This window comes from Sphingomicrobium marinum, from assembly GCF_026157105.1.
GTDB classification, from domain to species: Bacteria; Pseudomonadota; Alphaproteobacteria; order Sphingomonadales; family Sphingomonadaceae; genus Sphingomicrobium; species Sphingomicrobium marinum.
On sequence record NZ_JANPVQ010000001.1, the window covers coordinates 1,731,172 to 1,744,244 of the forward strand.

The following is a 13,073-nucleotide window of genomic DNA, read 5'->3' on the forward strand; positions in this document are numbered from 1 at the left end:
AATAAGGAGATTTAAGATGAGCAAGCACAAGGACGACAAACCCGAAGTCATGGAGCGCCTCGAAGCGATGGAAGTCGATACGTTCGACCCCGTCGAATACCAGGAAGAAGGTCAGGGCAAGCCGCACCAGGGTCTCAAGAAAGAGCTCAAGAAAGAAGCGCGCCGCAAGTGAGGAAGCGTAAGCCCCTGGAACGCAAACAGGTCGCCAACGAACTGGCGCCCGCACTGCGCCGCGATGATCGCATGACGGCGCTTGCACCCGTCGAACCCAAGGACGGCCCCACGCCCGGAAAGCCTGTCTAGGCCGCCCAGGGCTTAGCAGGCGGCGGCACGGCGCGCGTAAGCGCCCCGATCAATTCTGATTCCAGTTTGGTGGTTTCGAAGGTCGGCGAAACGCCCAGTTCTTCGCGTATTCTGGAAGCGAACTCGCGATACCGTTTGCGGATCGCGGCGGCATGGCCGCACTGATATTCGGCCACCATCGCATATTGCAGGAAATCCTCGTTGAGCGGATCGATCCGCTGCAGCTTGCGGATAAGCGGCATGAGCTGCGGGCCATGCCCGAATTCCAGCCGCTGGCGCACATGCGCGGCGGCTCCTTCGACCATCGCCTCTGTCAGCCGGACGCGTTCCTGCGCCAGCCAGTCATCGAAATTTTCTGAAATTCCGCCAAGATCCTCGAGCGGTTCACTCTCGCCTTCGTCATAGTCGCTGACGCACAACCCCGAGATGCGCACCGCCTCGTCATCGAGCCGCGCATGATGGCGATCGGCAATGATGGGCGAGGCATCGCACCCCGTCGCGCTACGCACATCGCACAGCGCCTGGCGCAAGCTGGCACGGGCATGCGCTTCGTCGCTGTCCTGCCACAACAGCGCCGCGAGGCGGTCGCGCGGCACGTTCTGCCCCTGCCGTGCAGCCAGATAGGCCAGCAATGCACAAGCCTTGCGGCTTTGCGGCGTGACGTCGCGCCCGGTCTGGATGTCGGTGATCGAAAAACAGCCGGTCAGTCCCAGCTCCCAACGGCAACTATCCGCTGCATTTTCCGGCGCGGAAGCCATCACTCCCCTCCTTTTCGTGCCGTGACGCGAGCACCTGACTACAACCGTAGGCGTCGCCAGGCGTGCGGCTAGGGGGACTTCGATGAACGGACGCCAGCTTCCGGCAATCGGTCAACTTTTCGCGGTGAATGGCTTTTCGCTGGGCGCGCGATGGGCACAAGGAGCCTGACGGTCCCCTGCGCCCACGCTTATTGGATCAGGTCGCTAGCGGTTGCTGGCGGCAACCACGAACGCGGCATCCACGGCATACGCAAAACCTTGGGCGGCGCGATCGTGCAATGCATCGGCTTGCGCATAGCCATCGGCGCGCGCGGTCGAATAGCATTGCTGGCGCGCTGCGCGCTCGGACAGCGTCGCCTGGTAGTGCACCAGACACATATTCTTGGCGGCGCCGCGAATGCGCTGCTTGAGCGTGTCCAGGCCGGCTTCATCGGACAGGTTGAGGTCGCCATAAACCACGCGTGCCTGGGGCGCATCGGACGAGCCAAAAACGGTGACCGGTTCGGCAAAAGCGGGGGTAGCCAGCGTTGCGGTGGCGGCGGCGATCAGAAACGTTTTCATCATTGCTCTCTCCATTCTGCGGACCGGCCAATGGGGAGGACCGGATGCAAGAAGAGGTAGCGCGTGACCATGGGTCCAAGCGTTCGATTACCGTCAAAGAACCATCGAAGCGACCGCCATTGGTCGATTGATTGGGCAAGGCGAACCAATGCGCGGCGATAACCTAGCTGCGGGGCGCGCCGATCTTTTCGAAGAAGGCGCGTTCACGCGCTACCGATCCGGCGAGGCAGGGATGCGCCAGCATCGATTCGGTCCATGCCTTCACTCTGGGAAAGCGTTTCGCATCGATCGTGACGCCGGCATGACTGAGATTGGCAAAGGGGCTGGCGAGCGAAATGTCGGCGAGGCTGAGCGTGTCCCCGACCAGGAACGCCCCTGCATCGGGGACCTCGCCTTCGAGATAGTCGAGGATGACGGGCAGTTCTTCGGCTTCGGCCTTGTCCGCCATTTCGTCATTACCGGGCTTCTTCATGAAAATCGGGGCGACGACGCGATTGAAGAACATCTTGCCGCCAGTCGGCATCAACACCGTGTCAGCATATTTGTCCCACCAGATTACGCGCCCGCGCTCCTTTGCGTCGCCCGGAATCAGCACGGGATCGGGATGCGCAGCCTCGATATAGTGACAGATTGCGCTGCTATCGGCGAGCTTGAAGCCGTCATCGTCAATCGCCGGCATCTTGCCCAGCGGGCTCGCGGCACGAAAATCGGGATCGGGGTCCTGGAAGCCGACGGTTTTCAGCTTGAAGTCGATCTGCTTGACCGTGAGCACCGCGATGACCTTGCGCACGAACGGGCTCATGCTTGACCCATAGACAATCATCGCTTCTGCTCCCTCGATCCGATCATTTGATCCGGTAGTAATCCGCAACCCGATCGAGCGCTAGGGTCAGGACCAGCTTGCCCGAGCGCGCGGGCCATCCGAGCGCGGTTTCCGCATCGCGCATGCCCTCGCCCGCGCACGCGATGCGCCACAATATGTCCCCCAGTCCGGGGCCTGCCTCGATCAGCGCCTCCTCAAAGCGCCGCTTGGCATCGAGCGCGCCAGCCCCAAGATCAGGAGCGCTACTGCGCGAGCGATCGCGACTAGCGGGCATTGCATCCCAGCGCATGGTGATCCGGCTGCCGAGCTGGGCGCGTTCCCAGTCGCAGCGCAATTTTTCCCCGGCGCTATATTGCCGCTCAGTCACATGACCGCGCGCGCGCAGCCAGCCGAGCGGGCTTTCGAGACGGTTCACGGTCACGCTGCGTTTGCTGGCGTCGCGGCGACCGCCAGCCACCTCGCCCTGCAATGCCACGTCTTCCAGCCACCGGTTCGCGCGTGCCGTCATGTTGTTCTCCTGCCTGATCTTCGATTCGCAGAAAGGGCTTGCCATGCGCGGCTAACTGTAGGACAGAAGAAAAAACCGATTTGGTTCACAGGAGGCTTCAATGATTAGCCGTATTCGTGAAGTCCGCAAAGCCAAGCGCATGACGCTCGACGATGTCGCCAAGGCATGCGACCCGCCCACGACGCCGCAGACGATCGGTCGACTAGAGACCGGAATGCGCACCTTGTCGGTTGACTGGATCAACCGCATCGCGGCTGCCCTGGGTGTCGAAGCGAGCGCACTGGTGGAAAGTGAAGATCGCGAGGATGTTGGCATCGCTGCCGTGCTCGGTGCCAACGGCGTCAAGGCTCCGCGCCGCGCGGGCATCGTCGTGCCCCCTACCGCGTCATCCGACCAGGTCGCCATCAGCGTCTCCACCGGGATCGGTGATTATCGTGCCGGCGATGAAATCTGGTGCCGCAAGATCGAGCCTGCGGATTACGGCAAAGCCTTGAACAGGGACGTTCTCGTGCCCCGGCCCGCGGGGCGCTTCCTGTTCGGCCGCCTGATCGACCAGGGCGATGGGCAACTTTTGATCCTGCCCCTGGGCGCTGGCCAGCGGCAAAGCGTGGTCAAGGACCCGGAATGGGCTGCTGTCGCGGAAACGCTGGTGCGCAAGCTTTAGGCGCCTTTGACGTCTTCCAGTGTTTCGAGCGCATCGCGACCCTCGCGCTTGCCTATCGTGTTAAGCGTGCCGTTTGCTTCCAGTACCACGGCAGCTACCTCGTCCAGTCGTCCGAACCCGCCGTCGCGTAACACTTGCATGAGATCACCGCGTGTTACGCGCTCCTCCTTGAGGGCCTGTTCATCGATGACTCCGTCCTTGAGCAGGATACGCGGACAGGCGCGAATGAGGTCCTGAAACGCATCCGAGCGAAACGACAACCAACTGACCACCGTCTGCAGCATGATCAGCAAACCCATTGCTAACAGCGCCTGACTGAGCGCGAGGCTCGTCCCGGTCAACACGTTGGCAAGGATCGAGCCGATCGCGATCGTTACGACGAAATCGAAGGCGTTGAGCTTGGCCAGGCTACGTTTGCCGCCAAGGCGCAAGAACAAGATGAGCAGCCCGTAGGCAACAAGCCCGGGGCCTAGCACTCGAAGGATGTTCTGGGGATCAGCTAACCACATGCAGCCTTAACGGATCGGCGTGCGCATGGTGCCATGGTGGGCGGTGACGGGCTCGAACCGCCGACCCTCTCGGTGTAAACGAGATGCTCTACCAACTGAGCTAACCGCCCGTATTGCGAGCGGCTCCCTAGCCGCAATCGCGGGGCTCGCGCAAGCCTCAAGCCTGCGCGGAGGCGAAATAGCAGTGCATGGCAGCGCGCGCATCGGGCTCCAGCTCAATGAAGACGCGTCGCCCGTCTTGCGCATCGGGCCGCCTGCGGAAGATGTCGCGCTCGCACATCGTTCGGATCCAGCGCAGGGCAGTCGTCGGCGGCACGTTGGCGGCCATGCAAAGCGCACTCACCGGCACTTCTTGCCGCTTCAAATCGGCCTCGGTCAGTTCGAGCAACATGTCCCAAGCCGGATCGGAGAATAAGGTATGATCGAAATGGTCGTAGCGCCGGCGACGCGCCTGGATCTCACGGCGGACCTGATCGGCATCGACGGGCCCGGGCGCTTCGCGGGTGTCCGATCTCACCGACGGTCCGCTTCGCTGCGTGAGGATCGCCAGCGATGACGCGATCCACGCCACTTCCTGCGACAGCCGCTCCAGATCGGCACCCACCCCTGCCTCATTGGCCTCGCGCGCGCCCGAGAGCAACGCCCTGCAACGCGCCTTCATCAACGCCAGCGCGGTTATCTTTTCATCGATTTCAGGGTCCACCAGGATTTCAACTTCGGCGCCATCGAGCCGCGCTGTAATCATGTCTAACATCGCATAAGGAACGACGATCGTCGCCGGGACGCCCGAAAGCGCGTTTTGCAACCCCGACAGCCAAGTTTCGATCTTGGCATCATCGTGTGACAGTTCGATCCACACCGAGTCGCCCGGCTTGTCGAGCATTGCCGTTTCGATCCGCTGTGGCTTGGAGACAGCGACTCCCTCACCCTTCAAGAAGATATAGGCCTCGCGGCCCTTCCTGTCTTCGTCGCTGATCAAGAGGATTCTTACGTCGTGCTCACGCGAATAATCGGGCCCGGCCATCACTTCTCCACGGGTGGGCAGGCGCTCAACGCCGCGCGCTGCCGTTGTCCGAGCAGCGCCATGATTAGTCCGTAACGGAGCGAACACAACCACTCTCGTCACCGAAACGGACATTTAAGTAGCCGCCCGCTTACGGCTCCGCGCATACGCACGCGCCATGGACGACCCTGCCCCCACCACGCACCGTGCCGTCGCCCGCACAAAGTGGCTCAGCGAGCTTGAAGCGGCGCTTGATCGTTGTGACGAGCTTGCGAGCGCGCTGCGGGTATGCGCTGCTGATAGCCAAGAAGCCAACGCGCTGCGCCGGGACATCGCGGCAGCCAAGAAAGAGATTACACGTATTCGATGCGCTCGCCCGTTGGGGATCGGCGAGAATTGCCGACCGGTGACGCAAGCGGGCCTCGCCACATGGCGCGGCAACCGGATCGATTAGGCTTCGATCGCGGGGGCCTGCCAACCGCCCGTCGCGCAAAAGCCGGGATTGAGATAGGCCTTCTTGCCATACTGCAGCGGCGTGCCGTCCATGCCGTCGCATTGCCCGCCCGCCGCCAGCAATATGGCATGACCCGCAGCGGTGTCCCACTCGCTGGTCGGGCCGACGCGCGGATAGATATCGGCCCGCCCTTCGGCAAGGATGGTGAACTTCAGGCTCGACCCATATTCCTCGCGTTCGACCGGCTCGCCGGGAAAGGCGCGTTCAAGATAATCGATCGCCCCTTGCGTGAAGTGCGAACGCGAGGTCAGGGCCACCAGCGGGCGCCCACGCTCGCGGGTCGCGATCGCACGGCGCTCGCCTTCGATCTCGACCAAAGCACCGCCGTCTGCGTACCCCAAATGCAGCTTGCCCGTTGCCGGCGCGAAGATGACGCCAAGCGTTGGGACGCCGCCCTCGATCAGTCCGATGTTAACGGTGTAGTCGGGGCGCCCCTCGACAAAGGCCTTGGTCCCATCGAGCGCGTCGACGAGGAAGAAGGTGTCGTCGTGCGCCGGGATATTTCCCGCCTCGACCTGCTCTTCGGCGACCACCGGCACGTCGGGTGCAAACCGTCGCAGCGCATCGAGCAGTACTGCTTCCGACGCGTGGTCGGCATCGGTCACGGGCGAGGCGTCGGTTTTCTTTTCGGCGGTGAAGCCCTTGCGCACCACCTCGAGGATGACGGCGCCCGCTTCGCGCGCCGCCTCCCCCAGCTGATCCATCAATTTTTCGTCGGCGATCAACGCGGCGCCATGCGGATGCCGCCGTCGAGGCGGATGCTCTCCGCATTGAGATAGGGCGTCGCGCAGATGAAGGCGGCGAGATCGGCATATTCCTCGGCCTTACCCAGGCGCTTGGGAAACGGTACCTGCGCGCCCAGCGCGTCCTGCACTTTTTCGGGCATCATCGCGACCATCGGCGTCTTGAAGACGCCCGGCAGGATCGTGTTGACGCGTACGCCGTCATTCATGAGGTCGCGCGCGATCGGCAGCGCCATCGCCAGCACGCCGCCTTTGGATGCCGAATAGGCTGCCTGCCCGATCTGCCCATCCTGCGCCGCGACGCTTGCGGTGTTGATGATGCAGCCGCGTTCGCCGTCTTCGAGCGGCTCGAGCCCGACCATGCCCTGCGCCGAATGCGCGATGCAGCGGAACGAACCGATGAGGTTGATGTTGATGGCCAGTTCGAACTGGATCATCGGGTAGAGCAGTCGTTCACCCGTTTCCTTGTTCGTGCCGACCGTCTTGGCGGCGTTGGCGACGCCCGCGCAATTGACAAGGATGCGTTCCTGCCCGTGCGCCTCACGGGCTTTCGCGAACCCGGCCTTTACGCTGTCATCGCTGGTCACGTCGACTTCGCAGAACACGCCGCCAACCTCATCTGCGACCTTCGCGCCTGCATCCGCATTGCGGTCGAAGATCGCGACCTTTGCGCCTTGCGACGCGAGTTTGCGCGCGGTCGCTTCGCCAAGCCCCGAGGCGCCGCCGGTCACGACTGCGGCCATGCCATTAACGTCCATCCGTCCATCCTTTTTACTTTGAGAAATCGCCCCCGACTTAGGCGGGACGGCAGGGAATGCCAAGCCGCGCAGAAATCGTAGGGGGCGATCCGCGATTCGACCGACTCGGGCCGGAGGGTGTATGATGCGCGGCGGCTACCAAGGAGAGCCGCCATGCCATATCCATACGCACACGCACTGCTCGGCGCAGTCGCGGCCTGCTTCTTAACGAGCGCCGCCGCTGCCGGCCCCGTCTTTCTCAAGATCGGCGATATCGAGGGCGAAGCCACCGATGCCGGTCATGAGGACTGGATCGTGATTGAATCGGTAAGCTTCCCCACCGCATCGCCCGACGGCGAATTCTGGTTCGAAGGACTGCGACCCGGCGCCGCGCAAGACGCCAAACCCAGGCTGAGAGCGCCAAGCCGACAAGTAGACCGCGCCAGCCCGCAGCTGAGCCAGGCATCCAACAGCGGCAAGGCCAAAGTCGAAATGCACCGTCCGCTCGCCAAGGGCACACCGCTAATGGTGGTTGCCGGTCGCTTTTCCGATTGCAAGCCGGGCCAGATACATGACGCCGTGCGCATCCGATCAGACGATGGCGAATGGCTGCTGACCGATGCGCGGGTAGAAGGCTGCGCCAAGACGATGGCGACCAGCGGCGACGCCGATGACCGCCCGACCGAGGAAGTGGCCTTCTATTACAACAAGATCGCCTTCAGCTATGCCAAGCGCGATCCCGTAATCAAAGGCAGCAAGATCAACGAGAATTAGGCGTCTTCGGCTGCCTTCTCGACCCGTGCCAGCAGCGCTTCGACCTGGACCTGCTGGCCGGGCGCGGCGGCTAGTTCTGCGATCACGCCATCGAAGGGCGCGGTGAGCGAATGCTCCATTTTCATCGCTTCTAGCGTCAGCAACTTTTGTCCTTCCGCAACCTTTTGACCTTCGGAAACGTCTACATCGATGACCTTTCCGGGCATTGGCGCGAGAATGGCGCCGTCGCCCGCGGCTGCGCCGCCCGATCCGCGCACGCCGCGCGAAAATTCGGTGGCCTCCCCGCCATGGAAGACCACCACGCGCTCGCTATCGCGAAACCCCGATGCGGCGGCGAACACAGCACCATCGGCAAGGTCGATCACTTTGCGCTCGCCTTTGTGCCCCAGTGCAACTTGTGCTGCGACATCACTGTTCAACCGGAACCCGGCTAAAGGATCGGGCTCGTCCTCGGCCAAGGCGACCATCGCCGCTGCGTTCCAAACCGTTTCGTCGGGCGCAGCTTGGGGAATGAGACTGTCTTCATGTTCGGCGATGAAGCCCGTGTCGAGATCGGCGTCCACGAACTGTGGATGCGTGACGGCGCGCGACAGGAACGCCGCGTTGGTCCGTACGGGCCAGACCTCGAGATTTTCCAGGATCTGCGCCAAGCCTTCGATCGCGTCATCGCGCGTTTCGCCGTGGGCGACCAGCTTGGCAATCATCGGGTCGTAATGCGGACTGACTTGGTCGCCCTCTTCCACGCCCGTCTCGATCCGCCCATAGTCGCCAAGGTCGAAATGCTCGAGCCGCCCGGTCGAGGGCAAAAACCCCGTCGCCGGATCCTCGGCATAGAGCCGTGCCTCGATCGCGTGCCCATTGATGCTGAGCTCGTCTTGTTGCAGCGGCACTTCCTCGCCTGCTGCGGCGCGCAGCTGCCATTCAACCAGGTCGACGCCCGTAATCTCCTCGGTCACCGGATGTTCGACCTGCAGGCGCGTGTTCATTTCCATGAAGTAGATGCGGTCGGCGCGTAGGCCGTCGGAGGCATCGGCGATGAATTCCACCGTGCCCGCGCCCTCGTAATCCACCGCCTCGCCCGCGCGCACCGCGGCGGCGCAAACCTCGGCGCGCGTCTCTTCGCTCATGCCGGGCGCTGGGGCCTCTTCGATCACCTTCTGGTGGCGGCGCTGGAGCGAGCAGTCGCGCTCGAACAGGTGCACCACCGTGCCATGGCTGTCGCCGAACAACTGCACCTCGATATGGCGCGGGCTCTCGATCCATTTTTCGAGGATCACGACATCGTTGCCAAAGCTGGCCTTGGCCTCGCGCCGGCAGCTTTCCAGCGCATCCTCGAACTTGGCGGGATCATCGACCTTGCGCATCCCCTTGCCGCCGCCGCCAGCGACCGCCTTTATCAGCACCGGATAGCCGATCTTGTCGGCCTCGGCTTTCAGCGTTTCGGCGCTCTGGTCATCGCCCATATAGCCCGGCGTCACCGGCACGCTGGCATGGGCCATCAGTTTCTTGGCCGCGTCCTTGAGGCCCATGGCGCGGATGCTCTCGGGCTTGGGACCGACCCACACCAGTCCCGCATCGATAACCGCCTGCGCGAAGTCCGCATTCTCGGACAGGAAGCCGTAGCCAGGGTGGATCGCCTCGGCGCCCGTTTCCTTGGCCGCCGCGATGATCTTGTCACCGCAAAGATAGCTCTCGGCCGACGGCGCCGGTCCGATGCATACGGCCTCGTCCGCCATGCGCACGTGCAGCGCTTTCGCATCAGCCTCCGAATAGACGGCGACGCATTCGATCCCCATGGCCTGCGCAGTGCGCATGACCCGGCACGCAATCTCGCCGCGATTGGCGATCAGGAGTTTTGCAAACATGGGCCATCGCTTATCGGGCAGGCGAGCGCGGGTCTAGGGGGTCAGCGCTTGCGCGCCAGAAGGGTTAAAAGCGTGACGCTGAAGAGGAGGAAGATACTCGCCAGTCCTGCATAGGCTGCGAAATATTCCTCGGTCGGCCAGCAGGAGGCGCTGCGCGCGCCCTCGCACGCCCGCCCGTCATGCGCTTGGAAAGCGAGCCATGCGAGGATGAGTGTTGGCAGCCCGAACAACCCGACGATGCCGACGAAAGCGCAACCTTTGTTGGTGGAGTGGCGGTATTTTTGTTGGTGGAGTGGCGGTATTGGGGTTGCTGCATCTATTTGCTCACACCCAGTCTGAAACCATAAACTTTTTGGACCCGTTCGGATCTCAGTAGGTAGGCGGTCCAGCCTGCGGCGAATAGCGTCGCTCGCGTCAGCGGTTGCCAGGCAAGTTCACTTGGCATGAACAGGGAGACGATCGAGGCCGAAAGTGGGCCGGCTAGCCAAAGCACAACGATAGTGAAAACGACCACTTTAGGATTTCTAGATTTCCAGAGTAAAAATCCGGCGAGCACATAGGCAATGGCCTCGGCAATTACGTTTGCCCACATGATCGCAGACCAACCAGTGTCAGCCATCATCTGTGCATCCTCCGGATACACGATGCTCATTTTGTGCATCACATATCCAAGAAAGCCGATTTTGAAGACAGGCAAAACAATGCCCAGCCAGATCGTGAGTACAAGGAGCCAGCCGCGAACACCACCGCGCGACTTGCCACTGTTTGCAGCTTTAATCACATCCGGAACACACCGAATTTCGGCTGGTCGGGCACCGGCGCGTTGAGGCACGCCGCGAAGGCCAGTCCCAGCACGTCGCGGGTCTGCGCAGGGTCGATGATTCCGTCGTCCCACAACCGCGCAGTTGCGTGCCAGGGGTTGCCCTCGTCTTCGTATTTCTGGCGGATCGGCGCCTTGAATTCTTCGGCCTCTTCGGGCGACCATTTGTCGGCGTCGCGGTGGACGGTCGCCAGCACGCTCGCCGCCTGCTCTCCGCCCATCACCGAAATGCGCGAATTGGGCCAGGTGAACAGGAAATTGGGCGAATAGGCCCGCCCCGCCATCCCATAATTGCCCGCACCAAAGCTGCCCCCGATCAGCACCGTGATCTTTGGCACCTGCGCGGTCGCCACCGCCGTCACCAGCTTGGCGCCATGCTTGGCGATCCCTTCGGCTTCGTACTTGCCCCCCACCATGAAGCCCGAGATATTCTGGAGGAACAGCAGCGGAATCTTGCGGTGCGCGGCGAGCTCGATGAAGTGCGCGCCCTTGCGCGCGCTTTCGGAAAACAGCACGCCGTTATTGGCAAGGATCGCGACCGGGATGCCGTGGATATGCGCAAAGCCGCACACTAGGCTCGGCCCGTAGAGCGCCTTGAACTCGTTGAATTCGCTGCCATCGACGATCCGCGCGATCACCTCGTGCACGTCATAAGGCGCGCGCACATCTTCAGGGATGATCGAGTAGAGCTCCTCGGGATCGAGCTTGGGCGGCCGCGGCTCGGCATAGTTGATGTCGGCATTGTCCGCGCCCATCGGCACGGTCGACAAGATGTCGCGCACGATGGTCAGCGCATGCTCGTCATTTTCGGCGAGATGATCGACCACGCCCGATTTCTTGGCGTGCAGCGCGCCGCCGCCAAGGTCCTCGGCCGAAATCTCCTCGCCTGTCGCGGCCTTTACCAGCGGCGGCCCGGCGAGGAAGATCGTCCCCTGCTCTTTCACGATGACGCTTTCGTCGCTCATCGCGGGGACATAGGCGCCGCCCGCGGTGCAACTGCCCATCACACAGGCGACCTGCGCGATGCCTTTGGCCGACAAATTGGCCTGGTTGAAGAAAATCCGCCCGAAATGATCGCGGTCGGGGAACACCTCGGCCTGGTGCGGCAGGTTCGCGCCGCCCGAATCGACGAGGTAAATGCATGGCAGGCGATTCTGCTCGGCGATCTCCTGCGCGCGCAGATGCTTCTTCACCGTCATCGGGTAGTAGGTGCCGCCCTTCACGGTGGCATCGTTGCACACGATCATCGCCTGCCGGCCCGACACGCGGCCGATGCCCGCGATCATTCCCGCACCAGGGACTTCGCCCCCGTACATGTCGCACGCCGCAAGCTGCCCGATTTCGAGAAAGGGTGAGCCCGGATCGAGCAAGCGCTCGACGCGGTCGCGCGGCAGCAGCTTGCCGCGTGACAGATGGCGTTCGCGCGACCGTTCGGAACCGCCTTTGGCGGCCGCGGCGACATCATCGCGTAGTTTCTGCGCGAGTTCGCGGTTATGCTTGGCGCGGGCCTTCGCTTCGGGCCCGTCCATGTCGATCTTGCTGGTCAGCGTCGGTGCACTCATGGCCTAGCGGCCTAGCGAACCGGCTTCGACTTGCAAAGCTATTGCGCGACATTCCGCTCGGCGCGTTCCTTGACGTAGGCAATGATGGCATCGCGCTCGCGGTCGGTCAGGTACGAGAAATGCTCGACCCCGACGAGGCTCATTAGCCCCAGATCGCGCCCATCCTTGCCGACGCCTTCAGTCAGAAGACGCCGCAGTTCCGCGTTCGAATAGGCACCGGCAATGTCGAGATTGGGCGCGAAATCGGGCGACCCTTCGAGTGCGGGTCCGTGACATTCGGCGCATGTCGTCGCTGTCAGGTAGCGCCCCCATTCACGCGCTTCGCCCAGATCGTCCATCGGCGCGGCGTTGAACTGTTTCACCTGCTCGCTGCTTGTCGTCAGCGCGCCCGCATCTACCATCGCTTGTGCTGCCGGCCTGATTTCGGTGGGCGGGGTCGGTTCACCCGATTGGGGCACAGTGCGAAGATAGGCGATCAGCGCGTCCATATCGGGTTCGCTAAGGCGATTGATGACACCCGATGGCATCATCCACATTTCACCGCGCGTGGGATGAACGCCTTTTCGCAGCAGCAGACGCAGCTGCGCATCGTCCATCTTGGGCAGTTCGGTCGTCAGGTTCGAGGCATAGACCCCGTCCAGCGGCGGCTCGAAATCGCCCATGTTCCCGCCTTCGAGATTGGCGCGATGACACCCCTTGCACCCGAGAATGTGACTGAGCCTCTCCCCGTGCGCGATGCGCGCGCCGGCCTCGGTGGCCGTCGCTCCTTCGAACGCCAGGACAGGAGTGGCTGCTTGGCCGGCGTCGGCGTCGCTGCCTTCCGGGACTTCATCGGAACACGCAAACAGGCTGGCACCTGCCAGCAGAACGACAATCGTTCGCATCCTGCATCTCCCCTACGAAGTGCAGCGGATTAACACAGGTTAATG

The 13,073-nt window shown here is 62.8% G+C and carries 18 protein-coding genes and 1 tRNA gene; 5 read left to right on the plus strand and 14 right to left on the minus strand.

Annotation, left to right across the window (positions count from 1 at the left end; all coding sequences use genetic code 11):
* Window positions 1-16: 16 nt before the first annotated feature.
* The gene (locus NUX07_RS08830) at window positions 17-172 is read left to right on the plus strand and encodes a hypothetical protein (RefSeq protein ID WP_265530207.1); all 156 of its coding nucleotides are present in this window, start codon (window positions 17-19) and stop codon (window positions 170-172) included.
* Complete coding sequence (locus tag NUX07_RS08835) at window positions 169-303, plus strand: hypothetical protein (protein WP_265530208.1); 135 nt, start codon at window positions 169-171, stop codon at window positions 301-303. Before NUX07_RS08830 ends, NUX07_RS08835 begins: the two co-directional genes overlap by 4 nt.
* Here NUX07_RS08835 and NUX07_RS08840 read toward each other — a convergent pair.
* The 4 genes from NUX07_RS08840 to NUX07_RS08855 all read right to left on the minus strand — a co-directional run bounded on the left by NUX07_RS08840 (window position 300) and on the right by NUX07_RS08855 (window position 2,953).
* Window positions 300-1,061, minus strand: a complete 762-nt coding sequence (locus tag NUX07_RS08840) for an AfsR/SARP family transcriptional regulator (RefSeq protein WP_265530209.1) — start codon at window positions 1,059-1,061, stop codon at window positions 300-302. The two genes, NUX07_RS08835 and NUX07_RS08840, sit on opposite strands and share 4 nt — an antisense overlap.
* Before the next feature lie 204 nt (window positions 1,062-1,265).
* Window positions 1,266-1,625 (minus strand): UrcA family protein, encoded by a 360-nt coding sequence (locus NUX07_RS08845; protein ID WP_265530210.1) that lies wholly within the window; start codon window positions 1,623-1,625, stop codon window positions 1,266-1,268.
* Window positions 1,626-1,785: 160 nt separating this feature from the next.
* Window positions 1,786-2,445 (minus strand): glutathione S-transferase family protein, encoded by a 660-nt coding sequence (locus tag NUX07_RS08850; RefSeq protein WP_265530211.1) that lies wholly within the window; start codon window positions 2,443-2,445, stop codon window positions 1,786-1,788.
* 22 nt (window positions 2,446-2,467) lie between these two features.
* Complete coding sequence (locus NUX07_RS08855) at window positions 2,468-2,953, minus strand: DUF6456 domain-containing protein (protein WP_265530212.1); 486 nt, start codon at window positions 2,951-2,953, stop codon at window positions 2,468-2,470.
* 100 nt (window positions 2,954-3,053) lie between these two features.
* On the opposite strand from NUX07_RS08855, the gene NUX07_RS08860 reads away from it, so the two are divergent.
* On the plus strand, window positions 3,054-3,617 hold the full coding sequence (locus NUX07_RS08860; protein WP_265530213.1) for a helix-turn-helix domain-containing protein: 564 nt from the start codon (window positions 3,054-3,056) through the stop codon (window positions 3,615-3,617).
* Here NUX07_RS08860 and NUX07_RS08865 read toward each other — a convergent pair.
* From NUX07_RS08865 to NUX07_RS08875, 3 genes are all read right to left on the minus strand, one after another.
* Complete coding sequence (locus NUX07_RS08865; RefSeq protein WP_265530214.1) at window positions 3,614-4,126, minus strand: DUF421 domain-containing protein; 513 nt, start codon at window positions 4,124-4,126, stop codon at window positions 3,614-3,616. The genes NUX07_RS08860 and NUX07_RS08865 overlap by 4 nt on opposite strands.
* Before the next feature lie 34 nt (window positions 4,127-4,160).
* Window positions 4,161-4,236: transfer RNA gene (locus NUX07_RS08870), tRNA-Val, on the minus strand.
* 47 nt (window positions 4,237-4,283) lie between these two features.
* Window positions 4,284-5,150, minus strand: a complete 867-nt coding sequence (locus NUX07_RS08875) for a MarR family winged helix-turn-helix transcriptional regulator (RefSeq protein ID WP_265530215.1) — start codon at window positions 5,148-5,150, stop codon at window positions 4,284-4,286.
* Window positions 5,151-5,307: 157 nt separating this feature from the next.
* Here NUX07_RS08875 and NUX07_RS08880 point away from each other — a divergent pair, with 157 nt between their 5' ends.
* Complete coding sequence (locus NUX07_RS08880; RefSeq protein WP_265530216.1) at window positions 5,308-5,583, plus strand: hypothetical protein; 276 nt, start codon at window positions 5,308-5,310, stop codon at window positions 5,581-5,583.
* Here NUX07_RS08880 and cysQ read toward each other — a convergent pair.
* Together cysQ and NUX07_RS08890 are read right to left on the minus strand one after the other, a co-directional pair.
* On the minus strand, window positions 5,580-6,347 hold the full coding sequence (cysQ, locus tag NUX07_RS08885) for a 3'(2'),5'-bisphosphate nucleotidase CysQ (protein WP_265530217.1): 768 nt from the start codon (window positions 6,345-6,347) through the stop codon (window positions 5,580-5,582). The two genes, NUX07_RS08880 and cysQ, sit on opposite strands and share 4 nt — an antisense overlap.
* Window positions 6,348-6,364: 17 nt before the next feature.
* Window positions 6,365-7,144: an SDR family oxidoreductase gene (locus NUX07_RS08890; protein WP_265530218.1), complete on the minus strand. Its 780-nt coding sequence runs from the start codon at window positions 7,142-7,144 to the stop codon at window positions 6,365-6,367.
* Window positions 7,145-7,297: 153 nt separating this feature from the next.
* Here NUX07_RS08890 and NUX07_RS08895 point away from each other — a divergent pair, with 153 nt between their 5' ends.
* Window positions 7,298-7,897 carry a type VI secretion system tube protein Hcp gene (locus tag NUX07_RS08895; protein ID WP_265530219.1) on the plus strand — a complete coding sequence of 200 codons (600 nt, stop codon included), beginning with the start codon at window positions 7,298-7,300 and terminating at the stop codon, window positions 7,895-7,897.
* On the opposite strand, the gene NUX07_RS08900 is transcribed toward NUX07_RS08895, so the two are convergent.
* The 5 genes from NUX07_RS08900 to NUX07_RS08920 all read right to left on the minus strand — a co-directional run bounded on the left by NUX07_RS08900 (window position 7,894) and on the right by NUX07_RS08920 (window position 13,028).
* Window positions 7,894-9,762, minus strand: a complete 1,869-nt coding sequence (locus tag NUX07_RS08900; RefSeq protein WP_265530220.1) for an acetyl/propionyl/methylcrotonyl-CoA carboxylase subunit alpha — start codon at window positions 9,760-9,762, stop codon at window positions 7,894-7,896. The two genes, NUX07_RS08895 and NUX07_RS08900, sit on opposite strands and share 4 nt — an antisense overlap.
* Window positions 9,763-9,803: 41 nt before the next feature.
* Entirely contained in the window at window positions 9,804-9,992 is a 189-nt protein-coding gene (locus NUX07_RS08905; protein ID WP_265530221.1) for a hypothetical protein, read from the minus strand.
* 86 nt (window positions 9,993-10,078) lie between these two features.
* Window positions 10,079-10,543 carry a DUF2569 family protein gene (locus NUX07_RS08910; RefSeq protein WP_265530222.1) on the minus strand — a complete coding sequence of 155 codons (465 nt, stop codon included), beginning with the start codon at window positions 10,541-10,543 and terminating at the stop codon, window positions 10,079-10,081.
* Entirely contained in the window at window positions 10,540-12,144 is a 1,605-nt protein-coding gene (locus NUX07_RS08915; protein ID WP_265530223.1) for a carboxyl transferase domain-containing protein, read from the minus strand. The genes NUX07_RS08910 and NUX07_RS08915 overlap by 4 nt, the downstream gene beginning before the upstream one ends.
* A 38-nt stretch (window positions 12,145-12,182) precedes the next feature.
* Entirely contained in the window at window positions 12,183-13,028 is an 846-nt protein-coding gene (locus tag NUX07_RS08920) for a cytochrome c (protein WP_265530224.1), read from the minus strand.
* Window positions 13,029-13,073: the final 45 nt, after the last annotated feature.